The following is a 22,472-nucleotide window of genomic DNA, read 5'->3' as shown; positions in this document are numbered from 1 at the left end:
GAGAGGACACCGATGACCGGACTGAACGCGGAGACCACCCGGCGCGCCATCGTCGAACACACCCGGCGCCTGGGCGAATCGGCCGCCGCGGCCGGGCCGCACGCGGAAGTGCCGACCGCCCCGAAGTGGACGATCACCGACCTCGTCACGCACGTGGGCCAGACCCAGAACTGGGTCGCGGAGATCATCGAACGGCGGATCACCGACCCCACCCGGCTGCCGACGGAGCCGGCCGTGCTGCCCACGGATCCCCGCCAGTGGCCGGCGTGGCTGTCGGAGTCCGCGCAGCGGGTCGCGAACGCGTGCGCCGACGACGCGCTCGACGCGCCGGTGTTCAACGCCGCGGGCGACGAGCGGTCCGGGACGCGGTTCTGGCTGTCCAGCATGCTGAACGAGGCGGTCGTCCACGGCTTCGACGCCGCCAACGCCGCGGGCCGCCCGGCCGACGTCGATGCCGCCATCGCGGCCGCCCTCATCGACCACCACCTCGCGATGCTCACGTCCCCCACGTGGCACCTGCAGCGGCCCGAGTCCGCCCAAGCGCTCCGGGGCACCGGGCAGACCCTGCAGTGGCAGGCCCCCGACACCGCGGGTGCGTGGTTCGTCGAACGGCGGCCGGACGGAGCGACGTGGCAGCCCGGAACCCGGCAGGCCGACGTGACCGTGACCGGCCCGGCACGATCCCTGCTGCTGACCTTGACCCGGCGGCTCTCCATGACCGACGGCGAAGCCGGCATCGCCATCGACGGCGACACCGACCTCGCCCGGCACTGGCTCGACAACACCGCCCACGCCGGCAACTGACCGGGGACCGACCCGGCGGCTACCGCGTCACCACGGGGAGACCCCGCCCGCGTCGAGGAAGGTGCCGGTGGGGTCCGCCGCGGTGAATCGTGCGGCTCGGACGATCGGTGCGGCGCCGGCCTCCCCGGAAGCTTTCGCAGGGCCTGGGCGTGCTCCCGGCGGGGCTCCGCGTCGGCGAACTGGGACTGGCGGTGCGCGCGGACCAGCGCAACCTGCGCGGCATCACCCGCCTGGCCGAGGTCGAAGCCATCGCGACGGCCGGCATCCCCGGCGTCGAGGAGGTCGGCGAGCTGGCCGAGCTCCCCACCCTGCGCCGGCTGACCCTGACCACGGCCGAGCCGGTCGGGGACCTGGTCCGCCTCCGGCGCCTCGGTGCGGTGCGGATCGAGCTGCGCGGCGTCCCGAAGACCCAGGAGCAAGCGGCGCGCGACGCGCTCCCCGAAGCCGACCTCGTGCTCGTCACCGACGACGTCCAAGAATCCCGAACCAGGCCGGCGCCCGCGTGAATTCCTGCTGTTCACCTCCAGTTCACCTTCTTGTCGTCTCATGGGGCATGTCTCTCATGACACGACCGAAGCGGCAGGAGGCCCGATGAGCACGCCGACGTTGGACACGATGGCTTCCGAACAGCTCGACCTGCACCTCGCCCAGCTCGAAGACCGGCTGGACCGGGACTATTCGGGCGTCACCCGGGCTCGTCTCCACGACCTGGTCGCCCACGAACGAGCCCGGTTCGCCGGGGCCCGGATCCACGCCTTCGTGCCGATCCTGGTCGAGCGAGCGGTCCGGACGACCTTGGGGCGGTGACGCGCTGGTCCCGCTCCCGGCCCGGGCCACGGCGGTTCGGCGTCGCCACCTCCCCATGGCTGCGAACGCCGAACCGCCGGCCAGTGCACCCCCGGGCACCGGGACCGTCCCCGGCGGGGGGGACGACTGCCCCACTTCACCACGTCCTGCGCCGGGAACCGCCGGATCCTGGACATACCTGGACGCTCCCGGACACCGGACCCCTCAGCGGCATCCGGACGGCAACGCCGTCAGTAGCGCGTCAGCGCGCTCGGCACCCAGCCGGCAGCCCGCCTGCCCGTGCAGGGCCCGAGCCTGCTCGGCGTGGGCCCGCGCCGCCCCGGATTCGCCGCGTTCGAGCTCGACCGCGGCCAGCGCGAGCAGGCTGTCGGCTCGGATCAGGCGGTGGCCCGTCTCCTCGCTGATGGCCAGGGCCCGACCGGCCCGGTCGTCGGCCTCACCGAATTGCCCGCCGCGCAGGTGCACCGCGGACAGGGCGACCAGCGCGTCCCCGCGGCCACGCGGATGGCCCACCTGGCCGGAAAGGTCCAGCGCCGCCTCGAGCGCCGTCCGGGCTTCGTCGAGCCGGCCGAGTTGCACCATGACCGTGCCGAGGACGTGGTGCGCGCTCGCCTGCGTCCGCCGCATGCCGAGCCGGGTCGCTTTGGCCAGGGCGTCGCGGGCGGTCGCCAGCGCCTCCTCGTACTCGCCGAGGTCGCGCAACGCTCCCGCGAGGTTGGCGAGCACGCTGGCCTCGTCCGCGTGCTCCCCGGCCGACCGGCACAGCGCGAGGCCGGTCCGGTAGTGCTCGACGGCGCGCTCCAGGTCACCGAGTGCCTGGGCGGCCCGGCCCGCGTGGCTTTCGGCGAGCTGCAGCCCGGCGGCGTAACCGAGTCGCGTCGCCGTCTCGATCGCCTGGGTCTGGAGGTCGTAGGCACCGGCCAGGTCCCCCAGTTCCCAGAGGACGTCGCCGAGCACGACGAGGTTCGGGATGGAGGCGGCCCCGTCCTCGGCCAGCTCCAGGTCCAGGGCCTGCCGGTAGTACCCGGCGGCGGCTTGGAGCCGGCCGATCGTGATCGACGTGCGGCCCAGATCGCTCAGGACGAGCCGCCGCAGGTCCGGCGCCTCGAGCTCGTCCGCCAGTTTCACGGCTTCGTCGAGGTGGCGAAGCGCTTCGGCGTGGTCCGACCGGCTCCAGTACGCGCTGCTGAGCACCCGCAGGCACAGCACCTGCCCGACCGCGTCCCCGGCGACGCGGGCCGCGGCGACCGCGGCTTCGGCTACCGGCAGCCACTCCGCGGAACGGTGCCGTTCGAACTCGAAGTGCAGGGCGACGCACAGCTGGGTCGCCGGCGCGTGGAGGCCTGCGGCGGCGGCCTGCCGGGTGAGCGTGGACAGCGTGGTGAATTCGACGTCGAACCAGGTCAGCGCCTCGTCCGCGGTCGCGAACGAGGCGCCATCCGATCGGACGTGCGCGTACTTCTCCCGGTACGGACGCGGGTGCCTCCGCTGCGCTGCCTCGGTCGCGAGTCTTGCGTAGTGGGAAATCAGCCGCTGCAACGCCGAGTCACGCACCTCGTCGGCGTCTTCCGCCAGGCAACGGCGCTTGGCCCACGAATGCAGCAGGGCGTGCTGGCTGTACCGCGCCGGCGTCCGCTCGAAGAGGAGGTGCATGTCGAGCAGGGTGCCGACGACGGGAGCCAGCGACGCCGGCTCCAGTTCGGCCGCGGCCGACAGCGCCGGTAACGCGATCCCGTCGACCGGGAACAGCCCGAGGAGCCGGAACACCCGTTGCGCCGGGGAGTTCAGCGCCCGGTAGGACAGCGCGACCGCGTTCTGCACCGCCGTCTCCCGGTCGACCGCCGCATCGAGCACCGCCAGCGGATCAGCCGAACGAAGCTGCTCGACCATGGCGGCGAGGGGCAGGCCCGGCCGGACACGGGCGTTCGCCGCGGCGATCCGCAGCGCGAGCGGGAGACGTCCGCAGGCTTCGGCCAGCTCCGCGGTCGCCGCCGGGTCGGCGTCGACCCGATCCGGACCGGCGGCGTGCCGGACCAAGGCGACGGCGTCGTCCGTCCCGAGCGGCCCCAGCTCCACCGGGACGGCTCCTTCCCTGGCGACCAGGCCGACCAGCTTCGTCCGGCTCGTGATCAGGACGGCGCAGCTCGGCGAGCCGGGCAGCAACGGGCGCACCTGCTCGGCACTGCTCGCGTCATCGAGCACCACCACCAGGCGACGACCGGCGACCGCGGACCGGAAGCACGCGGCGAGCCGGTCGGCTTCCCGCGGTGTCTCCCGCTCGGCCGTCCCCAAGGCGCGCAAGAACCCGGACAGCACGTCGACCGGATCGGCCGGGCGGGCATCGGCGAACCCGCGCAGGTTCACGAACAACTGGCCGTCGGGAAAGCGGTCGGCGGCCCGGTGCGCCCACCGGATCGCCAACGCCGACTTGCCGGCCCCGGGCATCCCGGTGACGAGCGCAACCCGGGTGCCCGGCGAGCCGCTCAGCAGTTCGTCGAGTGCCGCAAGGTCCTGCTCGCGTCCCACGAACCCGCCGACGTCGAGGGGCAGCTGCCGGGGTACCGACGGCGGTGTGGCGGCCTGCTTCTCCGTGTGGAGGTGGGCGGCCACCCGGAACCAGGCTTCGTTCCAGCTCGCCCACGCCGTGCGCGGAACGCCCAAGGCGATGACGATCCGGTCGAACACGTCGGACGGCGGGTGGATTTTGCCGGACACGTAGGCGTGCACGGTCGAGCGCGGCACCCCCACCAAGCCGGCGAGCCCGGTCAAGCTGACCCGCGCCTTGCCCGTGCCGCGGGCCGCCTGCCGGCGCAGCAGGTCGACCTCGCGGACGAATCCCGCGACGTCGGTGATCCGGGCCGGATCCGGCCCTCCGGCCTCGCCACCCACCAGCGTCACGCCTCCCGCCACCCGGACATCGTCCCCTCCGATCCAACCGCACCGGCGGCCAGCGGGCATCGGCGACGACGGTTCCGAAGAAAGTTGCCGCGAGACGATTGAGCACCCCGCCGGGCTGGGTAGGTCACCGTTACTCGGGACGGGGTCTCGGGGACGGACGGCGGCCTGCCGGGATGACCGCCTCGCACCGTCGGGGCGGTGTTGGGCTACGACGGTCATCGCAGCAGGCCGCCGTCGCCACGTGCACGGACCCTCGCTTGCCCGCGGCCGGTGGGCCCGGAGTGCGGCAGGATGTCCGGCATGACGGTGCCAGCTCTGCCGGAGGAGTCCTTCCAGCGCGTGCTCTGCGTCGTCGCGCACCCCGACGACATGGAGTACGGCACGTCCGCGGCCGTCGCCCGCTGGACCGCCCGCGGCATCGAGGTCGGCTACCTCCTGCTCACCCGCGGCGAGGCCGGGATGCCGAACCCGCCCGAGGAGACGGCCCGCCTGCGCGCCGCCGAGCAGCAGGCCGCCTGCGCGGTGGTCGGCGTCGAGCACCTGACCATCCTCGAACACCCCGACGGTGTGCTCGTCTACGGCCTCGACCTGCGCCGGGACATCTGCCGCGAGATCCGCCGGTTCAAGCCCGACGTCGTCTTCGGCACCGGCTTCGAGGTCGAGACGCCGTACGGCTTCGACCAGGCCGACCACCGCGCGGCCGGCCTCGCGACGCTGGACGCGATCCGCGACGCGGGCAACCGGTGGGTCTTCCCGGAGCAGATCGACGACGAAGGCCTCCAACCGCACTCCGCCCGCTGGTACCTCACGCCGGGCATGACGGACGCGACGCACGGCGTCGACATCACCGGCGAGCCGCTGCGCCGCGGCGTCGCCTCGCTCGAGGCCCACGCGGCTTACCTGGCCGCGCTCCCGGACCACCCGGCGCCCGCCGAGTTCATTCCGCAGTTCGCCGCGATGAGCGGCAAGGCCATGGGGGTCGAGCACGCCGTCCTGTTCCGCGCGCACGATCTGCAGGCACCACCGGAGCTTCCCACCGAGGACTGACGCGGGTAGCCGGCTAAAGGCTGCGCGCGAGGGCCCGGCCCGCGGCTCGGCCGGAGAAGATGCAGCCGCCGAGGAAGGTTCCTTCCAGTGCGTTGTAGCCGTGCACGCCGCCGCCACCGAAGCCGGCGACCTCGCCGGCCGCGTACAAGCCCGGGAACGGGGTGCCGTCGGCGTGCATGGCCTGCGACTCGAGGTTCGTCTGGATCCCGCCCAGCGTCTTGCGCGTCAGGATGTTGAGGCGGACCGCGATCAGCGGGCCGTGCTCGGGGTCGAGGAGCCGGTGCGGCTTCGCCACGCGCACCAGCCGGTCCCCCCAGCTCCGGCGGGCGTTGGCGATCGCCATGAGCTGGAGGTCCTTCGAGAACCGGTTGCCGACCTGGCCGTCGCGGGCGGCGATCTGGCGTTCGAGCTGCGCGACGTCCAGGTCCGGGCCACGGGCGATCTTGTTCATGCCCGCGACGAGTTCGCCGAGGGTGTCGGCGACGACGAAGTCCACGCCCCGGTTCTTGAAGGCATCGACCGGGCCCGGCGCGCCCTTGCCACCGCGGCCGGCCAGCGTGCGGCGCAGGTCCTTGCCGGTGATGTCGGGGTTCTGCTCCGACCCGGACAGCACGAATTCGCGGTCGATGATCGTCTGGTTCAGCACGAACCACGAGTAGTCGTAGCCGGTCGAGAGGATGGCCTTCATCGACTGGTTGGTGTCGAAGCCGGGGAAGTTCGGGGCGGGCAGCCGCTTGCCGGTGGCGTCGAACCACATCGACGACGGCCCGGGGATGATCCGGATCGCGTGGCCGGGCCAGATGGGGTCCCAGTTGTGCAGGCCTTCGGTGTAGTGCCACATGCGGTCGCGGTTGACCAAGCCGGCGCCGGCCTGCTCGCTGATCGCGAGCATGCGGCCGTCGACGTGGGCGGGCACGCCGGGAATCATCGTCTCCGGGCAGGGGCCGAGGCGGTCGGCCGGCCAGTTGGCGCGGATCAGGTCGTGGTTGTGCCCGATCCCGCCCGAGGTGACGAGCACGGCCTTGGCGCGCAGTTCGAAACCGCCCACCCCGTCCCGGGACGACGCCTTGCCTCGCTCCAGCTCCGACGGCTCCAGCACCGTGCCCCGGACCCCGGTCGCGGCGCCGTCCTCGACGATCAGCTCGTCGACCTGGTGCCGGAACGCGAACCGCACCAGCCCGCGGCGCTCGGCTTCCAGCACCGGCTCGGCGAAGATCCGGACCACCTCGGGGCCGGTGCCCCAGGTCAGGTGGAACCGCGGAACCGAGTTGCCGTGGCCGTCGGCCGTGCCGCCCCCGCGCTCGGCCCAGCCGACGACCGGGGTGAACCGCAGGCCCAGGTCGTGCAGGTACTGCCGCTTTTCCGTGGCGGCGAACCGGACGTAGGCCTGCGCCCACTGCCGGGCCCAGCGGTCCTCGTCGTCGCGGTCGAAACCGGCGGAGTCCAGCCAGTCGCGCAACGCCAGCTCGTGGGAGTCCTTGATGCCGTTGCGCCGCTGCTCCGGGCTGTCGACGAGGAACAGGCCGCCGAGCGACCAGAACGCCTGGCCACCGAGGTTGGCGCGGTTCTCCTGTTCGACGACCAGCACCCGGCGCCCGGCCTGGGTGAGCTCGTAGGTCGCGACGAGGCCGGCGAGGCCGGCTCCCACCACGATGACGTCCGGATCTGCGGTCATGACCGGTTCCTGCTTTCGGTGCTGTATGCGGTGACGACGTGGGCGAACAGCCGGGCTCGGCGCTGCCAGACGACGGGGTCTCCGGGCTCGGTGAAGCACTGGGCGGCGGTGCCGTCGTGCACGGCGATCAAGGCCTGCCCGAGTGCGTCCGGATCGGGCACGGTCCGGCCGACGCGATCGAGCAGCGCCAGGAGGAAGGGCAGGAACGACGCGGCGATCGCCCGCTCGCGCTCGGCGATCACCTCGCGCAGCCCGGGCGTGCGGAGGGCGTGCGCGGTGAACTCGGCGCTCACCCGGTACCACTCCTCGTCCATCGGGACGACCCGCAGCACCTCGCCGACGACGCCGTCCACATCGGTCACCACCGGGAGGTCGCCGGCCTCGAACACCTGCCGGGCCCGGGCGATCTGCGCGGCCGACCGCTCTTCCCACATCGCCAGGAACAGCTCGTCCAGCGACGCGAAGTTCGAGTAGAACGCTCCCCGGGTGTAGCCGGCCTGGGTGCACACCTCGTCGACGGTCGCGCGGCCGAACCCTTCCCTGGCGAACACCTCGAGCGCCGCGTCCAGCAGCCGCCGCCGGGTTTCGGCGCGCCGCTTCGTCACCCGAGGTTCGCGGACCGGACCGGTTTCTCCCCGTGCTGCCGGCATCGCACCTCCTGCTCGAGTGTTCGATACAAAGATGCATCGGATACATCAATGTATGCAACCTGGCAGCCGCTGAAGTGACACAGCGCACGGAGGGCCACCTCGGGCGCACCGCGCCGAGCCCCGCGCGGCCATCGCTATCCTGGGCTACCAGAACGCCACGCGCGAGGTGTCCAGGGCGCCGGAGCGCCCCGGACGAAGGGACGGCAATGAGCACGATCACCGACCCTCACGAGAACGAAGTTCCGCGGTTCGAGGCACCGGCCGGCACCGTCGACGTGCTCACCGTGCGAGCACCGGCAGAACTCGCCGACGCCGACACCGCCGCCCAGCTCCTCGTGCCGGCCGCGGCCTCCCCGCGCGGTACCGCCGTCGTGGTGGACCTCTCGGCCGTCACGTACCTGACCACCGAAGCCGTCATCCCCCTGGTCACCCTGGCCCGGCAATGCCTCGGCGAAGGCCGCGAACTCCACGTCGTGACCTCCGCGTCCGCCCGCCAGAAGCTCACCCTGCTCGGGCTGAACACGGTGCTCTCCCTGCACCCGCCCGCCTGAGCGCCGGCGGCGTCACCCCTCCAGCACGGTCATTCCGCGCTTCTCAGGGCCATCGTCACCCGGACGCGCGATGGACCGGGGCCAATGCCCCTGGCGCATGCGCCCCCCGTCGCAGCAGACTGAGGCCAAGCCGCAGACGCGGAGGGCCATGGCCCCAGCGTCGCCGGCCCAGGTTGGCGGCCGGGTTCAGCCAAGAGCCTCGCCGCGAACCGCCACCTCGGTCACGCGCACGTCTTCGCCGCCCCCCGCTGGAGCACCGGCGGCCGCTGTCGCCGACGAGATCGGCGCCGGCCGAACCGGGCTCCGCAGCTCGCCTGAACCTCGCCCACCTGCACGTCCTGACTCGCTGCTGCGCCCGTCCGGACAACTGAGCTGACGCGGTGGCTTGCCCTTGGAAACCGATCGGTTTACGCTGCTCGAAACCGATCGGTTTCCTACCGCGGCACCCACAGGAGCAGGCGAGATGCCCGAGCAGACGGCACGTCCCACGATCCACGTCCCCGGGACCACCAGTCACACGATCGCCTCGCCGGAGGGCACGCTGCGCTACCTCAAGGCCGGCACCGGCGCCCCACTGGTCCTGCTGCACACCGTGCGAACACAGGCGGAGCACTTCCACGCCCTGATCCCCCTGGTCGCGGACCGGTTCACCGTCCACGCCCTCGACCTCCCCGGAATGGGCCACTCCGAGATCGTGCCCGGCGCGTCCTACGAAGAACCGGCGATGCGCGCGGGCGTGGAACGGCTCCTCACCGAACTCGATCTCGACGACGTCACGCTGCTGGGCGAATCCATGGGCGCGGTGCTCGCCCTGACCACCGCGGCCGACCTGCCGGACCGGGTCCGGCGCGTCATCGCGGTGAACGCCTACGACTTCCGCGGCGGCATCGCCCGATCCGGCCTGCTCGCCCGCGCGGTGGTCACCGGCGTCCTCGCGCCGGGCATCGGCCCGGTGGTCGCCGGCGTCGAGCCCCGAGCCGCCCTCCGCCGGATCCTGCAGGGCGGCCTCGGCGACAAGAAGGCCCTGCGCGAGGACTACCTGGACGAACTCCTCCGGATCGGGCACCGACCCGGCTACCCCGCCGTGGCCCGCGGGGTCTACCGGAACCTCCCGAGCCTCATCGCGGCCCGCTCGCGCTACGCGGAAGTCAAGGCGCCCATCCACCTCGTCTACGGCGAGAAGGACTGGTCCCGGCCGTCGGACCGCCAGGCCAACAGGGACCTGCTGCCCGACGCCGGTTTCACGCAGGTGCCGGGAGCGGGCCACTTCATCGCCCTGGAACGGCCCGACGTCCTGGCCGGCCTGCTGACCGCGGCGGTGTAAGGGGAACTGTCACCGCGACTCGACGGAGATCGCGTCGAGCGCGCGGCGGATGAGGTCCGGCAGCGCACCGCCGTGGTCGATCCAGTCGTCGAGGGAGATGCGGACCGCGGCCATCGCCAGTGCGGCCAGCAGACGCGGCCTCGGGTCGTGCGCCGAGAGGCCGGCGAAGCGCGGGGTGAGCAGCTCGGCGATCGCGTGCTCGTAACGCTGGTAGGCCTGCGCGGTCCACGCGGCGAGCGTCGTCGACGAGCGGGTGAGCCGAGCCAGCTCCCGGATCCGGCCGGCGTGCGCCGGGAACTCGGCCGCGAGTTCGCCGAAGGCCGCCACGAGGGCGTTCTTCGCCGTCAGGTCGCCCGGCTGGCGGGCGATCGCTTCGGTGACCAGGGTCAGCCACGGTCCGGTGATCCCTTCGGCGACCGCGCTTTCCTTGGTGTCGTAGTACCGGAAGAACGTCGCCCGCGCGACTTCGGCGTCCGCCGCGATCTGGTCGACCGTCGTGCCGCCGACCCCCTGCAGGCCGGCCAGCCGGGCCGCCGACGCGGCTATCCGCGCGTTCGTGGCCCGCCTCTTGCGGACGGCCAGGCTTTCCGGTTCACTGCGAGACATAGTCTCATTCTGGACCATGTCTCAAAATAGCGGCAGTCTCCTCGAAGAGCAAAGGGGCTCTCATGGGCGTGAACCAGCGCGAGCAGATCGTCATGTCCGCCGCGGAGATCACCGGGTTCTTGACCGAGCAGCGGGTCGCGACCCTCGCGACGATCGCGCCGTCGGGGCAGCCCCACCTGGTCGCGATGTGGTACGCCGTGCTCGACGGGGTGCTGTGGTTCGAGACCAAGGCCAAGTCGCAGAAGGCCACGAACCTGCGCCGCGATGCCCGGGTCACTGTCATGATCGAAACCGGCGACACCTACGACACGCTGCGCGGAGTGGCCCTCGAAGGCCGCGCCGAGATCGTCGACGACGCCGACGCACTGTGGGCCGTCGGCGTGAACATCTGGGAGCGGTACAACGGCCCCTACACCGAAGAAACCCGCCCGATGGTCGAGTTCATGCTGGCCAAGCGGGTCGCCGTCCGCCTCGACGTCGAGCGGACCCGGTCCTGGGACCACCGCAAGCTCGGTCTGCCCGCCCTCCCGCTCGGCGGCACCACCGCCGCCCACCTGCGGGAGGCGTGATGGAGTTCAACCTGGCCGACCTCTTCGAGAACATCGCCGACGCCGTTCCCGAACGGGAAGCCGTGCACTGCGCCGGGCAGACCCTCACCTACCGGCAATTGGACCGGCGCGCGAACCGGCTCGCCCACCACTTCGCGGCGGCCGGCATCGGGGCGGGCGACCACGTCGGGTGCCACCTGACGAACGGCCCGGAATACCTCGAAACCCTGCTGGCCCTGCTGAAGATCCGGGCGGTGCCGATCAACGTCAACTTCCGGTACGTCCGCGACGAGCTGCGCTACCTCTACGACAACGCCGACCTCGTCGGGCTGGTGTACGACACCGAGTTCACCGACCGGGTGGCCGGCGTCGTGCCGGACGTACCCAAGCTGCGGCACCTCTTGGCCGTCGGCACCGGCGATACCGCGCCCGGCACCCAGCGGTACGAGGAAGCGCTGGCCGCGCAGCCCGACGACCGCGGCGGGCTCCCGGAGCGGTCCGCCGACGACCGGCTGATCATCTACACCGGCGGCACCACCGGCCTGCCCAAGGGCGTCGTGTGGCGCCACGTCGACCTGCTCTTCGGCGGCATGAGCGCCGGGGTCGCCGGCCTCACGAAGCCCGAGGACGCGGGTCCCCGCGCGGCCGCGGCCGAGCCGCTGGTGATGTTCGCCGCCCCGCCGCTCATGCACGGCACGTCCGTGCTGGCGTCGTTCATCAGCTTCCTCGGCGGCAGCAAGGTTTGCCTGGTGCGCAAGTACTCCGGCGAAACGGCCATCCGGCTCATCGAAGAACAGGGCTGCCAGACGATGATGATCGTCGGCGACGCGATGGCGATGCCGCTCATCGAAGCCCTCGACGCGCACCCCCGGCCCCTGCCGACGCTGAAGATCATCGCCAGCGCGGGCGCGCTGCTCACCCGGCAGGTCCGCGACCGGTTGTGCGCGCACCTCCCGGAGCTGTTCATCGTGGACAGTTTCGGATCCACCGAGACCGGCCACAGTGGAGCGGGGGTGGACGAGAGCCGGTCCTTCACCGTCAACGAGACGACCACGGTCCTCGACGACTCGCTGCGGCCCGTCGCCCCCGGCAGCGGGGTCGTGGGCCAGGTCGCCCGCCGCGGCCACATCGCCCTGGGCTACTACCGCGACTCCGCAAAGACGGCCCGCACGTTCGTCGAAGCCGGCGGCGTCCGCTGGGCCCTGACCGGCGACCAGGCCACAGTGGACGCCGACGGCAAGGTCTGCTTCCTCGGCCGCGGCTCGATCTGCATCAACTCCGGCGGCGAGAAGATCCACCCCGAAGAGGTCGAAGCCGCCCTCAAGTCCCACCCTTCGATCACCGACGCCGTGGTCGCGGGCATTCCCGACCCCCGCTGGGGCCAGAAGGTCGCGGCGGTGCTCCAGCTCGACCCGGCGGCGGACGAGGTGAGCCGCGAAGACCTCGAAGCGCACCTCGCCCCGCTGATCGCCCGCTACAAGCTCCCCCGGCTGACCTGCGTCGTGCCGCGCATCGAACGCTCCCCCGCCGGCAAACCGGACTACCGGTGGGCCACCGAAACCCTCGTGCGGGCCACCCAGGACGGCTGACCGGAATCACCCGCGGCCTATTCGGCCGGCGCACCCGCGTTCGGGCGTTCGTGGCGGAGCGATTCGTCGAGGGTCACGCCCGGGTCCACGGCGAGCTCACCGCGGAGGGCGGCGCGCACGGTCAGGTACTCGCGGACCGCACCGACGTCGTGCACGCGCAGGATGTGCCCGCCCCCGTCCACGCAGTAGCCGATGGCGGCCAGCGTTCCCGCCAGCCGCTGGTTCGGCCGGCCGCCGGTGAGCGCTCCGATGAAGTCCTTGCGGGAGACCGCCATCAGGAGTGGCCGGCCGAGTGCGTGCAGGTCGGGCAGGCGCCGGAGGACCTCGATGGTCTGGCTCGGGGTCTTGGCGAAGTCCGGGCCGGGATCGAGGATCAGCGCCTCGCGGGGCACGCCTCGCTCCATGGCCGCGCGCATCCGGTCGGCCAGGAAGCCGAGGACGTCCTGGGTGACGTCCTGGTAGAGCCCGGCGTCCTGCAGCCGCTGTTTCGGTGCGGCCCGGGTGTGCATGAGCACGAGCGCGGCGCCGGTCTTCGCGCAGACGTCGGCCAACGCCGGATCGCGCAGCCCGCTGACGTCGTTGACCAGGACCGCACCGGCCGCGACAGCCGCTTCCGCGACCGCGGGCTTGTAGGTGTCCACCGAAACCAGGGCCCCGAGTTCGCGGGTGATCCGCTCGATCACCGGCACGACGCGGTCGATCTCCGCCGTGACCGGCAGTGGCTCCCGGTTGGTGATCGCGGACTCGCCGCCGACGTCGATGATGTCGGCGCCCTCGGCGAGCAGCCGGGCCGCGTGGGCGAGCTGGGCGTCGGCGGTGCCGACCTGCGCACCGTCGGAGAACGACTCGGGCGAGGCGTTGACGACGCCCATCAGCCACGGGCGCTCGCCCAGCCGCAGCGTCCGGCCGGCGGCGGGGACCTCGAAGGCGCTCATCCCGCCACGGGGCTCTCGAAGCCCGTCGAGACGCTCACGTGCTCCCAGACATCGAGCTCGCGGCCGACCTCGGCGAGCTTGCCGCGGACCGCCTGGTGGGCGTCGGCGCCCAGCGGCAGCCGCAGCGGCGGTTCGGCCGCCTCGACGGCCGCGACGATGGCGGCGGCGCCGCGGGCCGGGTCCCCCGGCTGCCGGCCGTCGAACCGGCGCATGGTGGCGGCGAGGTCGTCGACCGAGGCGTACGCGGGCAGCCGGTGCTCGGCCCGGCGCAGGCCCTTGCCCATCCAGTTGGTGCGGAACCCGCCGGGCTCGACGATGGTGACGGCGATGCCCAGCGGCTTCAGCTCGTGCATCAGCGCCTCCGACAGCCCTTCCAGCGCGAACTTCGAGGCGTTGTAGAGCCCGAGGCCGGCCTGACCGCGGACGCCCGCGATCGAGCTGATGTTGACCAGGTGGCCGGTCCCCCGCGCCCGCAGGTGCGGCAGCAGAGCGCGGATCAGCCGGAGCGGGCCGAAGAAGTTGGTGTCCATCTGGTGCCGCAGCTCGTCCTCGCCGGTCTCCTCGACCGCGCCGAGCAGGCCGTAGCCCGCGTTGTTGACCAGGACGTCGATATGGCCGGCCAGCCGCACCGCCTGCGCTACCCGGTCGGCGATCACCTCGGGCGAGTCGGTGGTGTCGAGCGGGAGGGCCAAGGCCCGGCCCGGGGCCAGCTGTTCGAAGGCGGCCAGGCCGTCCTCGCCGCGCAGCGTCCCGACCACGACGTCACCGCGCCCGAGCACCTCCTCGGCGAGCGCCCGGCCCAGCCCGCCGGACACCCCCGTGATCAGCCAATGCCGCGCCATCGTCGCCACCTTCATCGGAGATCAGAACAATTATCTATCTGAATAGACGATAGAGAGGGGGTTCGGGGCTGTCAACGAGCCGGGGAGCCGTACCGCGCTCGACCAGGGGTGATCAGGTAGGATGAATGCACTCAATACACTGGAGGATCCGATGACCGCCGCTCCCCGATCGACCATCGTGCGCGTCCCGAAGGCCGGCGAGATGATCGCCGCGGACCTGCGGCGCCAGATCGTCCTCGGCGAACTCACCGAGGGGCAGGCGCTGCCGTCGGAAACCGCGCTGATGGAACAATACGGCGTGTCCCGGCCGACCCTGCGCGAGGCGTTCCGGATCCTCGAATCCGAGCAGCTGATCAGCATCCGCCGCGGCGCGCGCGGCGGGGCCCGGGTCCTGGTGCCCGACTCGCGGGTGGCCGCCCGGTACGCCGGCCTGCTGCTGCAGTACCGCAAGGCCTCGATCGCCGACGTCTACGAGGCGCGCAGCCTCCTGGAGACCGCGGCCGTGCGCACCCTCGCGGCCAAGCGCACCGCCGCGGACGTCCAGGCGCTGGCCGACCTGGTCGAGAAGGGCGAGGCGCTCATCGGCAACGCGGTGGGCTACGCCGAGCACGACGCGGAGTTCCACGAGCTGCTGGTGAAGCTGTCCGGCAACGACACGCTCGACGTGCTCGCCGGGATGCTCTTCCACCTCATCGACGCCCACCACCGCGCCTACGCGGCCGGCCAGGACGAGGTGCCCGCCTTCGCGTCGGCCAAGGTCGTGCAGCGCGCCCACGTGAAGCTGCTGGAGCTCATCCGGGCGCGCGACGCCGACCAGGCGATGGAGTTCTGGCGCAAGCACCTCAAGCAGGTCAGCAACTACATGACGCGGGGCGACGTGCCGGAGCTCATCGACATCCTGTCCTGAGGCCGCCTCACGCGCCGAACGGCCGGAACTCCTCGTCGCGCCACCACGGCCACGCCGGTGGCAGGTCGGTGCCGACCCGCCCCGGGAACGCCGGCGGACGGCGAGCCAGGAACGATTCGACGCCCTCGGCCGCGTCCGGTCCGCCGCCGAGCTGGCTCATCAGCAGCGAATCCAGGCGGTGCGCGGTCATCGGGTCCGGTTCGCCGAGCATCCGCCACATCATCTGCCGCGCCAGCGCGACCGACACCGGAGCGGTGTGGTCGGCGATCTCGCGCGCGATCGCGGTGGCCGCGGGCAGCAGCTCCTCCGGCGGGTGCACGGACCGCACCAAGCCGCCGGCGAGCGCTTCCGCGGCGTCGAACACCCGCCCGGTGGCCACCCACTCCATGGCCCGCTGCATGCCGACGGCCCGCGGCAGGAACCAGCTCGCCGCCGACTCCGGCACGATGCCGCGGCGGGCGTAGACGAACCCGAACCGGGCCGTCGTCGCGGCGAGCCGGATGTCCATCGGCAGCGTCAGCCCGGCGCCGGCCCCGACCGCCGGGCCGTTGACGGCCCCGATCACCGGCTTCGCGCTCGCGTAGAGCCGGAGGGCGACCAGGCCGCCGAGATCCCGGTGCCCGGCTCCGGTGTCCCGGTGGTCGAACACAGTGCCACCGGCACCCAGGTCGGCGCCCGCGCAGAACGCGCGCCCGGCCCCGGTCACGATGATCACCCGGACGTCGTCGTCGGCGTCGGCCGCGGCCAGGACGTCGAGCAGCTCCCGGACGAGGACCGGGGTGATCGCGTTGAGCCGGTCCGGCCGGTCGAGGGTGACGGTGAGGACACCCGCGCCGAGCCCGGTCAGCAGGGTCTCGTACTCCCGCATCCGGGCTCAGACGCCCAGCGCCGCGAGCAGCCGCTCGTGGTAGGCGGCCGGCCCGCCGAACAGCAGCTGGGCGGACTTCGCCCGGCGGAAGTGCAGGTGCGCCGGGTGTTCCCAGGTGAAGCCGATCCCGCCGTGCACCTGGATGTTCTCCATCGCCGCGAACACGTACGCGCGCGAGCAGCAGGCGTGCGCCGCCGCGGCGGCCGCGCGGAAGCCCGCCGGGTCGGCGGTGTGCAGCCGGGCGGCTTCGCGGGCGGTCGCCTCGGCCAGCTCGACCTGCACCAGGATGTCCGCGCACTTGTGCTTGACCGCCTGGAACGAGCCGATGGGCCGGCCGAACTGGTGGCGGGTCCTGGCGTACTCGGCGCTGGTCTCCAGCACCCGGCGAGCCCCGCCGGCCTGTTCGGCCGCGAGGCAGACCGAGGCGACGTCGAGGACCGTCTCGAGCAGCCGCTCCCCCGCGCCGTCCGCGCCCACCAGGGTCGCCGGCGCGGCGTCGAGCATGACGCGCGCCTGCGCTCGCGTGGCGTCCAGAGTGCGCAGGGATTCGGCGCGTACGCCGGGAGCTGTCCGCTCGACCGCGAACAGCGAGAGGCCCGCCTCGGTGCGGGCGACGACGAGCAGCAGGTCGGCGGTGGTTCCGTCGAGGACGAAACACTTGTGCCCGGTCAGTGCCCAGCCGCCGGGGGACGCCACCTCGGCGCGCGTGGCGATCCGGTGCGGGTCCCACGAGCCGTCGGCTTCGGTGACCGCGAGCGTTGCTCGCGTGGTGCCGGCGGCGATCCCGGGAAGGTAGCGAGCGCACGCGTCCGGATCTCCGGCGGCCAGCAGGGCCTGGGCGGCCAGCACGGCCGACGAGAAGAACGGGGCGCACAGCAGGGACCGGCCCATTTCCTCCAGGACCACACCCAGCTCCACCAACCCGAAGCCGTCGCCGCCGTACTCCTCGGGAACGGCCAGCGCGGCCAGCCGCAGCTCGCCGGTCAGCTGCGCCCAGACTTCCGGATCGAAGCGCGGTTCGCGTTCCATCTGGGCGCGGACGGCGTCCTCACCCGACTTCGCCTCGAGGAAGTCCCGCACCGCCGCGCGCAGCTCGTCGAGGTCTTCCTGTGAACTCACGGGTGTCACCACGGTCTGGGTCACGCCGTGCCTCCTTGGTCCGCTCCGGAGTGCCGCAGCGCCCGGAACGGCGACCGCGTGTCGATGCCCGGTTCCTTCGGCAGGCCGAGCACCCGTTCCGCCAGGATGTTCTTCATGATCTCCTCGGTCCCGCCGAGGATGCGCAGCGCCGGGGTGGCCAGCAGCAGTTCGGTCCAGGCGAACGTGCCCCACTCGCCGGTGTCGGCGACGACCCGCTGGCCCAGGACGTCCGCCACGAAGTGCGCGGCCTTGGAGAGGTTCTGCGCGTACATCAGCTTGGACACCGACCGCTCCGGGCCGGGCGCGGCACCGGTCCGCAGCCGGCGTGCCGCCCTCGCGTTGAGCTGCGCGGTGGCCGTCAGGTCGACGAGCAGCTCGGCCAGCCGGGCCCGCAACGCGCCGTCGTCGGCGACGCCGGTGGCCCGCATCAGGGCGGCCAGCCGGTCCGGTGTCAGAGCCGTGCCGACCGGGCCGGCGCTCTCGTTGCCGACCGTCGCCCGTTCGTTCATCAGGGTGGTCAGCGCGACCGTCCAGCCGCCGTCGACCTCGCCGAGCCGGTGGTCGTCGGGGATCCGGACGTCGGTGAGGAAGACCTCGTTGAAATCGGCGCCCCCGGTCATCTGCCGCAGCGGCCGGATTTCGACGCCGGGAGCGTCCATCGGCACCAGGAACGCGGTGATACCCCGGTGTTTGGGTGCGTCGGGATCGGTCCGGGTGAGCGCGAGGCCGATCTGGCTGAGGTGGGCGACCGACGTCCACACCTTCTGCCCGTTGAGCACCCACTCGCCGCCGTCGCGCACCGCGCTGGTGCGCACGCCGGCGAGGTCGGACCCGGCGCCGGGCTCGCTGAACAGCTGGCAGGCGATCGCGTCGCCGCGGTACATCGCCGGCAGCCAGCGGTCCTTGAGGTGCTCCCGCGCGTGGGCCAGGATGGTCGGCCCGACCATCCCGAGGCCCACCACGCTCAGCGTGCCGGTGTCCGGCACGTCGTACTCCGCCTCCAGCCCGTCGTAGAGCATGGCGTGCACCGCGCTCAGGCCGCGGCCGCCGTACTCCGGCGGCCCGGTGATCCAGCCGAAGCCGTTCTCGTAGCGGGTCCGCTGCCAGGCCCGGGCGCGGTCCACGGCGGCCCGTTCGACCTCGGGCGGGTCGGCGCTGAAGTAGGCGACCCGATCGTCGCCGTGACCCCACCGGAAGGCGGCGGGCTCGGGCTTGCGCCCGGCGTTCGCGTCGAGGAACCGGCGGGCCTGGTCGAGGAACTCGCGCGCGCCGTCGGGTTCGAGGTCGTCAGCCATCGGTCCACCGTATCACTAATAGATAGATAATTACACTACTTTAACCTTCGTCCGAGACCCAGCGCACGAGCCGCTGCAGCGGGTAGAAGCCGTCGTGGGGCAGCCCGGCCTCGACGACCGGCACGTTCCCGAGCGTCACGACGCGCTGCGCGCCCGCGGCGGCGAGCGCGTCCCGCAGCGATGCCTTGCGGGACGCGGGATAGACCCCGACGCTCTGCGTCGCGACGTTGATCCGGCCCAGCGCGTCTTCGAGGCGGTCCACCGGAACGACGTTCGCCACCTTGTTCTCCGGGTGGAAGTCGACCGGCTCTTCGGTGCGCACGACCAGCCCGGACCCTTCGTAGCCACCGAACACCCGGGCGTAGGGCGCCAGATCGCGTAGCGCTTCGACCTCCTCGCGGATGTCGGCGGGCACCGGGTTGCCGACCGCGGAGCCGAGCCGGCGGGCGACCCCCAGCCGCGGCAGCAGGGCCGCGGCGAAGCGGTCGGCCTCCGCCGCACTCCCTTCGACGTACTGGAACCGGCTGGCCGCGCACGCTTGCTGGTCCATCAGCATGATGTCCGTCGCCGCGGCTTCGGCGGCCGCTCGCAGCGACTCCGCCGAGGCGAAGGCCTCCCGGCCGATCAGCGACACCGACGTCTTGGGATCGAACGAGACGAGTTCGAAACCGGGACCCACGTACGCACGGGCACTGCGCAACGACGCCTCGCCGCCCCACGCCGCGAGCTTGTCGAAGAACTGCGGCCGGAACAACACCGACTCGACCTCGGCGTCCCCGCCGCGCCAGTAGGCGGCGGAACACGACCGGGAGGTCGGGTGGCCGGGCGCCACCGCGTGCAGGCCGGCGAGCAGCAGACTGGTCGAGTAGAGGTCGTTGGACGGCAGCTTGAACAGGTTGACGCCCTTGGTCAGTGCCGCCCGCAGCAGCGACACCGCGCCGACGCCGGGCGCGTTGCCCGCCAGCACGTGCACCACCCGCGCCGGGAACGCGCGGACCCGGACCTCCCGGCCGGACGGCGTGCCGGAGATCGTGCGCCAGCCGTCGAGGACGTCGGCGCCGCCGAGCTCCTGCTCGATCATGAACTCCATGGTGCGCCGGGTGAACGTCCGGCCCAGCGACGCGTACGCCTCGGTCAGCACCCCGGCCGGCAACGGGTTCGTGCGCCGGGCCGCCGCGAGTGCGTCCGCGACCAGCCCGTCCGGGTCCCGCTCCAGCCACGAACCGAGTTCCACCAGCACGTCCATGATCTCGGCCACCGGGGTGTCGAACGCCGGTCCGGGTTCGCTGCGCGGCCAGACCAGCGCGTCGAGATCCAGTGCCGGCGTCACGAAGCGGCTCGCCCCCGCGCCGAATGAGCGTTCGTCACCACTGACCGGCACCCCGCGGGCCACGTGTCGGACGCGGTGGGGCGTTTCGGAAACGAGTGCGGTCATGACGCCAGAGCTCCCCTGATGTAGCCGTCGATCGTGCCGGCACAGCCGATCGTGTCGTCGTCGGTGCGGTAGCGGGTGATCGTGTCCAGGATCGTCGGGCCGGGACGGCCGCAGAGGCAGTGCGCGCCGGTGTCGAACTCCACCCGGTCGCTGGTGATCGTGCCGCTCCAGCGGCCGGTGATGGCGAAGTCGACGAACGCGAACCGGCCCACGACCACCTCGCCCGTCACGTCCTCGGTGTTCAGCAAGGTCTCGCCGGCCTGGTCGAGCACCAGCGGCAGCAAGCCGGGCGGGAGGTGGTAACGCAGCTTCTCGCACCGGTTCATCAGCTGGAACATCTCGGTCATGCCGTAGGTGCCGGTGCGGACGACGTCGCCGTAGAACCGCGCGACCTGCTCCTGGTAGTCCTCCGGCAGCGCGACGTTCTTGATCCCGCCGCCCGCGCTGACGATCGACTCGGGGTGGAACGCCCCGTCCGGGATGCCCCGCTCGCGCGCCCGGTCGCGGACCAGCAGGTGCTGCGCCCACGTGCCCGAGATGCTCAGCTTTTCGTTCCGCCGGTCGAGCAGCCGGTCGATGAACGCGTCGATACCCGGGTACAGCGCCTGGCTCCGCGCCTGCTGCTGCTTCTCGAAGGCGGCGATCTCGCCCGGGGTGGCCACGCCATCGGCCATCCGGCGGCGCATGGCCGCCAGGCGACTGATGTCGGTCAGGCGCAGCCGCTCGTCGGTGAGGAAGAAGGCGTTGTCCGGGGTGGACCAGAGGCTCGCGCCGAGGGTGGCCGCGTCCATCGCGCTGTTGACGCCGATGTGCGGGCCCAGCCAGAAGTAGCTGCGGGAGCCGTCCGCGCGGGCGAAGGGCCAGCCGAGCTGGCGAGCGAAGGCGTCGGCTTTGCGGGCGCGGTCTTCGGTGCTGTGGCGCAGGAACGAGCACTTGCCGGTCGTGCCGCTGGTGGCGATGACGAAGTGCCCGTTCTCGCGCAGCCGGTCGACCCACTCGTCCTCGTCGGTCACGCCGTCGAAGTCCACTGTGGTGGCATCGTCCGACGACAGGGTGGTCAGCCAGCGCGCCAAATCCTTCCAGCGCTTCTTTTCCACGAACGACGTCGGATAGGATTTGTACGTCGAGTGCGGGAACAGCAGCGGGACGAGGTCGCTCTTGCGGGAGATCCGGTCGATGCCGGCCTCCCGCGCCCGGCGGTCCAGGATCGGGACCTGCTGCCGCCGTTCGGCGACCACGGCGTCGGCCGCTTCGAGGTGCAGCGGCAGCAGCTCTTCCGGGGCGTACCGGTAGAGCTCCGGCGCCTGGCCCATGTCGAGCAGTGCGCGGCTGGCCTGATCCATGCGGAAGCCTCCTTGGGTTCCGGACGCGGCACCCCGCGTCGGGTCATCCGCCAGGCTCCCCCGCCGCGGCGGGGGAAACCATCGGCGGAGCGGACAGGACCGGGGACGCTTCGGCCACAGTGGCCGGTTCGACGGAGAAAGGTGGCGCGGATGCGGCAGCAGGTGTTCATCGTCGCCTTCGAAGGCGTCCGGCTCGGCAGCCTCGGCACGGTGTCGGACGCCATGGCGCTGTCGGATCGCTACCGGGACCGGGTCTACGGCGGGCACGCGTTCTACCCGTCGGGCACCGAGGTGAGCGGGCTTCGGGTCCGGGTGCTGACACCGACCGGCGACGGAGTGCGCGCGGCAGCGGGGATCCGGCTGCCCGCCGATGGCCGCGTCGGCGGCGACGCCATCGCGAAAGCGGTGTTCCTGCCTGCCTTCGACGATCTCGCCGTGGCGGCCGACGACGTCGTGCGCCCGCCGGGCTGGGCCGCGGTCTTGCCTTGGTTGCGGCAGCAGCACGCCGGCGGGGCGCTGCTCGCGGCGGCCGGCGCGTCGGTACTGGCGCTGGCCGAGGCGGGCCTGCTGGACGGGCACGAAACCGTGGCCTGCGGCCGTATCGCGCAGGACATCGAAACGCGCCACCCGGCGGTCTCGTTGCTGCCGGGACTGCCGATGCTGGCGACCGGGACCCTGATCACCGCCGCGACACTGGACGGCGAGCAGGAACTGGCCCGGGAGCTGGTGCGCCGGATCGGCTCGCCGAACCAGCTGGCCTGGCTGGACGAAGAGCTGGGGCGCCGGACGCCGCTGGACCCCGTGCCGGACACCACGGTGCGGCGGTTCCTCCAGCTGGCCCGCGAAAGCTACGCCGAGCCGGACTCCATCGCGGCCATCGCCGCGCGGCTCGGCACGACCGAGCGCACCCTGCGCCGCCGTTGCCACGCGGTGCTCGGGGAGAACCCGAGCGAAGTCCTGCGTCGCCTGCGCCTGGACGCCGCCCGGATCATGCTGTGCCGCTCCTCGATCCCGGTGGAGCGGGTGGGCGCCCTGGTGGGGTACGCCGACGCGGCCGCGTTCCGGGGCCAGTTCCGCCGGCGGTTCGGCCAGTCGCCGTCCTCGGTGCGCCGGGGAGCTCAGTGAGCGTCCCGGTAGCGCAGCTTGCCGGGTGCGCCGCCGTTGGCGGCCATGTCCGCACCAACGTCCACTATGGACGGCACTTTCGA

The 22,472-nt window shown here is 72.6% G+C and carries 21 protein-coding genes; 10 read left to right on the top strand and 11 right to left on the bottom strand.

Annotated features, from left to right (window positions below):
• Window positions 1-12 precede the first annotated feature (12 nt).
• The 3 genes from ISP_RS20600 to ISP_RS20590 all read left to right on the top strand — a co-directional run bounded on the left by ISP_RS20600 (window position 13) and on the right by ISP_RS20590 (window position 1,611).
• Window positions 13-804 carry a maleylpyruvate isomerase family mycothiol-dependent enzyme gene (locus ISP_RS20600; RefSeq protein WP_013225743.1) on the top strand — a complete coding sequence of 264 codons (792 nt, stop codon included), beginning with the start codon at window positions 13-15 and terminating at the stop codon, window positions 802-804.
• Window positions 805-893: 89 nt separating this feature from the next.
• A complete protein-coding gene (locus ISP_RS20595) occupies window positions 894-1,310 on the top strand; it encodes a hypothetical protein (RefSeq protein WP_230468867.1) in 417 nt (138 codons plus the stop codon).
• An 85-nt stretch (window positions 1,311-1,395) separates the two neighbouring features.
• On the top strand, window positions 1,396-1,611 hold the full coding sequence (locus ISP_RS20590; RefSeq protein ID WP_013225741.1) for a three-helix bundle dimerization domain-containing protein: 216 nt from the start codon (window positions 1,396-1,398) through the stop codon (window positions 1,609-1,611).
• Between the two features lie 204 nt (window positions 1,612-1,815).
• Here ISP_RS20590 and ISP_RS20585 read toward each other — a convergent pair whose 3' ends face one another.
• Window positions 1,816-4,521 carry an ATP-binding protein gene (locus tag ISP_RS20585; protein ID WP_013225740.1) on the bottom strand — a complete coding sequence of 902 codons (2,706 nt, stop codon included), beginning with the start codon at window positions 4,519-4,521 and terminating at the stop codon, window positions 1,816-1,818.
• A gap of 279 nt (window positions 4,522-4,800) precedes the next feature.
• Here ISP_RS20585 and ISP_RS20580 point away from each other — a divergent pair, with 279 nt between their 5' ends.
• Window positions 4,801-5,556: a PIG-L deacetylase family protein gene (locus ISP_RS20580; RefSeq protein WP_013225739.1), complete on the top strand. Its 756-nt coding sequence runs from the start codon at window positions 4,801-4,803 to the stop codon at window positions 5,554-5,556.
• Between the two features lie 13 nt (window positions 5,557-5,569).
• On the opposite strand, the gene ISP_RS20575 is transcribed toward ISP_RS20580, so the two are convergent.
• Window positions 5,570-7,231: an FAD-binding dehydrogenase gene (locus ISP_RS20575; RefSeq protein WP_013225738.1), complete on the bottom strand. Its 1,662-nt coding sequence runs from the start codon at window positions 7,229-7,231 to the stop codon at window positions 5,570-5,572.
• Complete coding sequence (locus tag ISP_RS20570) at window positions 7,228-7,881, bottom strand: TetR/AcrR family transcriptional regulator (RefSeq protein WP_013225737.1); 654 nt, start codon at window positions 7,879-7,881, stop codon at window positions 7,228-7,230. Before ISP_RS20570 ends, ISP_RS20575 begins: the two co-directional genes overlap by 4 nt.
• A 206-nt stretch (window positions 7,882-8,087) precedes the next feature.
• On the opposite strand from ISP_RS20570, the gene ISP_RS20565 reads away from it, so the two are divergent.
• Window positions 8,088-8,432 carry an STAS domain-containing protein gene (locus ISP_RS20565; protein WP_013225736.1) on the top strand — a complete coding sequence of 115 codons (345 nt, stop codon included), beginning with the start codon at window positions 8,088-8,090 and terminating at the stop codon, window positions 8,430-8,432.
• A 463-nt stretch (window positions 8,433-8,895) separates the two neighbouring features.
• The gene (locus ISP_RS20560) at window positions 8,896-9,756 is read left to right on the top strand and encodes an alpha/beta fold hydrolase (RefSeq protein WP_013225735.1); all 861 of its coding nucleotides are present in this window, start codon (window positions 8,896-8,898) and stop codon (window positions 9,754-9,756) included.
• A 9-nt stretch (window positions 9,757-9,765) separates the two neighbouring features.
• Here ISP_RS20560 and ISP_RS20555 read toward each other — a convergent pair whose 3' ends face one another.
• Window positions 9,766-10,362 carry an acyl-CoA-like ligand-binding transcription factor gene (locus tag ISP_RS20555; RefSeq protein ID WP_013225734.1) on the bottom strand — a complete coding sequence of 199 codons (597 nt, stop codon included), beginning with the start codon at window positions 10,360-10,362 and terminating at the stop codon, window positions 9,766-9,768.
• A 62-nt stretch (window positions 10,363-10,424) separates the two neighbouring features.
• On the opposite strand from ISP_RS20555, the gene ISP_RS20550 reads away from it, so the two are divergent.
• Window positions 10,425-10,931, top strand: a complete 507-nt coding sequence (locus ISP_RS20550) for a pyridoxamine 5'-phosphate oxidase family protein (RefSeq protein WP_013225733.1) — start codon at window positions 10,425-10,427, stop codon at window positions 10,929-10,931.
• Entirely contained in the window at window positions 10,931-12,499 is a 1,569-nt protein-coding gene (locus ISP_RS20545; protein WP_013225732.1) for an acyl-CoA synthetase, read from the top strand. Before ISP_RS20550 ends, ISP_RS20545 begins: the two co-directional genes overlap by 1 nt.
• 17 nt (window positions 12,500-12,516) lie before the next feature.
• On the opposite strand, the gene folP is transcribed toward ISP_RS20545, so the two are convergent.
• Together folP and ISP_RS20535 are read right to left on the bottom strand one after the other, a co-directional pair.
• On the bottom strand, window positions 12,517-13,434 hold the full coding sequence (gene folP / locus ISP_RS20540) for a dihydropteroate synthase (RefSeq protein ID WP_013225731.1): 918 nt from the start codon (window positions 13,432-13,434) through the stop codon (window positions 12,517-12,519).
• Window positions 13,431-14,276, bottom strand: coding sequence for an oxidoreductase (locus tag ISP_RS20535; protein WP_013225730.1), 846 nt, complete (start codon window positions 14,274-14,276; stop codon window positions 13,431-13,433). The genes folP and ISP_RS20535 overlap by 4 nt, the downstream gene beginning before the upstream one ends.
• 151 nt (window positions 14,277-14,427) lie before the next feature.
• Here ISP_RS20535 and ISP_RS20530 point away from each other — a divergent pair, with 151 nt between their 5' ends.
• Window positions 14,428-15,183, top strand: a complete 756-nt coding sequence (locus ISP_RS20530) for a FadR/GntR family transcriptional regulator (RefSeq protein ID WP_013225729.1) — start codon at window positions 14,428-14,430, stop codon at window positions 15,181-15,183.
• 7 nt (window positions 15,184-15,190) lie between these two features.
• On the opposite strand, the gene ISP_RS20525 is transcribed toward ISP_RS20530, so the two are convergent.
• Genes ISP_RS20525 through ISP_RS20505 form a run of 5 tightly spaced genes read right to left on the bottom strand, consistent with a single transcriptional unit; the run spans window position 15,191 to window position 21,264 of the window.
• Window positions 15,191-16,051 carry an enoyl-CoA hydratase-related protein gene (locus ISP_RS20525; RefSeq protein WP_013225728.1) on the bottom strand — a complete coding sequence of 287 codons (861 nt, stop codon included), beginning with the start codon at window positions 16,049-16,051 and terminating at the stop codon, window positions 15,191-15,193.
• A gap of 6 nt (window positions 16,052-16,057) precedes the next feature.
• Window positions 16,058-17,194 (bottom strand): acyl-CoA dehydrogenase family protein, encoded by a 1,137-nt coding sequence (locus tag ISP_RS20520; RefSeq protein WP_013225727.1) that lies wholly within the window; start codon window positions 17,192-17,194, stop codon window positions 16,058-16,060.
• Window positions 17,191-18,486 carry an acyl-CoA dehydrogenase family protein gene (locus tag ISP_RS20515; RefSeq protein ID WP_013225726.1) on the bottom strand — a complete coding sequence of 432 codons (1,296 nt, stop codon included), beginning with the start codon at window positions 18,484-18,486 and terminating at the stop codon, window positions 17,191-17,193. The genes ISP_RS20520 and ISP_RS20515 overlap by 4 nt, the downstream gene beginning before the upstream one ends.
• A gap of 40 nt (window positions 18,487-18,526) precedes the next feature.
• Window positions 18,527-19,921, bottom strand: coding sequence for an acyl-CoA reductase (locus ISP_RS20510; RefSeq protein WP_013225725.1), 1,395 nt, complete (start codon window positions 19,919-19,921; stop codon window positions 18,527-18,529).
• Entirely contained in the window at window positions 19,918-21,264 is a 1,347-nt protein-coding gene (locus ISP_RS20505; protein ID WP_013225724.1) for a hypothetical protein, read from the bottom strand. Before ISP_RS20505 ends, ISP_RS20510 begins: the two co-directional genes overlap by 4 nt.
• 150 nt (window positions 21,265-21,414) lie before the next feature.
• Between ISP_RS20505 and ISP_RS20500 the strand changes: the two genes are divergently transcribed.
• Window positions 21,415-22,389: a helix-turn-helix domain-containing protein gene (locus tag ISP_RS20500; protein WP_013225723.1), complete on the top strand. Its 975-nt coding sequence runs from the start codon at window positions 21,415-21,417 to the stop codon at window positions 22,387-22,389.
• Window positions 22,390-22,472 lie beyond the last annotated feature (83 nt).

Source organism: Amycolatopsis mediterranei, from assembly GCF_026017845.1.
GTDB classification, from domain to species: Bacteria; Actinomycetota; Actinomycetes; order Mycobacteriales; family Pseudonocardiaceae; genus Amycolatopsis; species Amycolatopsis mediterranei.
This window is presented reverse-complemented; position numbering and strand designations above follow the sequence as displayed.

Bases quoted from the DNA above. Each gene is read 5' to 3' on its own strand.
- ISP_RS20510 (WP_013225725.1), bottom strand. From the start codon at position 19,921: ATGACCGCACTCGTTTCCGAAACGCCCCACCGCGTCCGACACGTGGCC.
- ISP_RS20535 (WP_013225730.1), bottom strand. From the start codon at position 14,276: ATGGCGCGGCATTGGCTGATCACGGGGGTGTCCGGCGGGCTGGGCCGG.
- ISP_RS20515 (WP_013225726.1), bottom strand. From the start codon at position 18,486: ATGGCTGACGACCTCGAACCCGACGGCGCGCGCGAGTTCCTCGACCAG.
- ISP_RS20565 (WP_013225736.1), top strand. From the start codon at position 8,088: ATGAGCACGATCACCGACCCTCACGAGAACGAAGTTCCGCGGTTCGAG.
- ISP_RS20590 (WP_013225741.1), top strand. From the start codon at position 1,396: ATGAGCACGCCGACGTTGGACACGATGGCTTCCGAACAGCTCGACCTG.
- folP (WP_013225731.1), bottom strand. From the start codon at position 13,434: ATGAGCGCCTTCGAGGTCCCCGCCGCCGGCCGGACGCTGCGGCTGGGC.
- ISP_RS20600 (WP_013225743.1), top strand. From the start codon at position 13: ATGACCGGACTGAACGCGGAGACCACCCGGCGCGCCATCGTCGAACAC.
- ISP_RS20550 (WP_013225733.1), top strand. From the start codon at position 10,425: ATGGGCGTGAACCAGCGCGAGCAGATCGTCATGTCCGCCGCGGAGATC.
- ISP_RS20545 (WP_013225732.1), top strand. From the start codon at position 10,931: ATGGAGTTCAACCTGGCCGACCTCTTCGAGAACATCGCCGACGCCGTT.
- ISP_RS20575 (WP_013225738.1), bottom strand. From the start codon at position 7,231: ATGACCGCAGATCCGGACGTCATCGTGGTGGGAGCCGGCCTCGCCGGC.
- ISP_RS20505 (WP_013225724.1), bottom strand. From the start codon at position 21,264: ATGGATCAGGCCAGCCGCGCACTGCTCGACATGGGCCAGGCGCCGGAG.
- ISP_RS20580 (WP_013225739.1), top strand. From the start codon at position 4,801: ATGTCCGGCATGACGGTGCCAGCTCTGCCGGAGGAGTCCTTCCAGCGC.
- ISP_RS20555 (WP_013225734.1), bottom strand. From the start codon at position 10,362: ATGTCTCGCAGTGAACCGGAAAGCCTGGCCGTCCGCAAGAGGCGGGCC.
- ISP_RS20530 (WP_013225729.1), top strand. From the start codon at position 14,428: ATGACCGCCGCTCCCCGATCGACCATCGTGCGCGTCCCGAAGGCCGGC.
- ISP_RS20525 (WP_013225728.1), bottom strand. From the start codon at position 16,051: ATGCGGGAGTACGAGACCCTGCTGACCGGGCTCGGCGCGGGTGTCCTC.
- ISP_RS20570 (WP_013225737.1), bottom strand. From the start codon at position 7,881: ATGCCGGCAGCACGGGGAGAAACCGGTCCGGTCCGCGAACCTCGGGTG.
- ISP_RS20500 (WP_013225723.1), top strand. From the start codon at position 21,415: ATGCGGCAGCAGGTGTTCATCGTCGCCTTCGAAGGCGTCCGGCTCGGC.
- ISP_RS20560 (WP_013225735.1), top strand. From the start codon at position 8,896: ATGCCCGAGCAGACGGCACGTCCCACGATCCACGTCCCCGGGACCACC.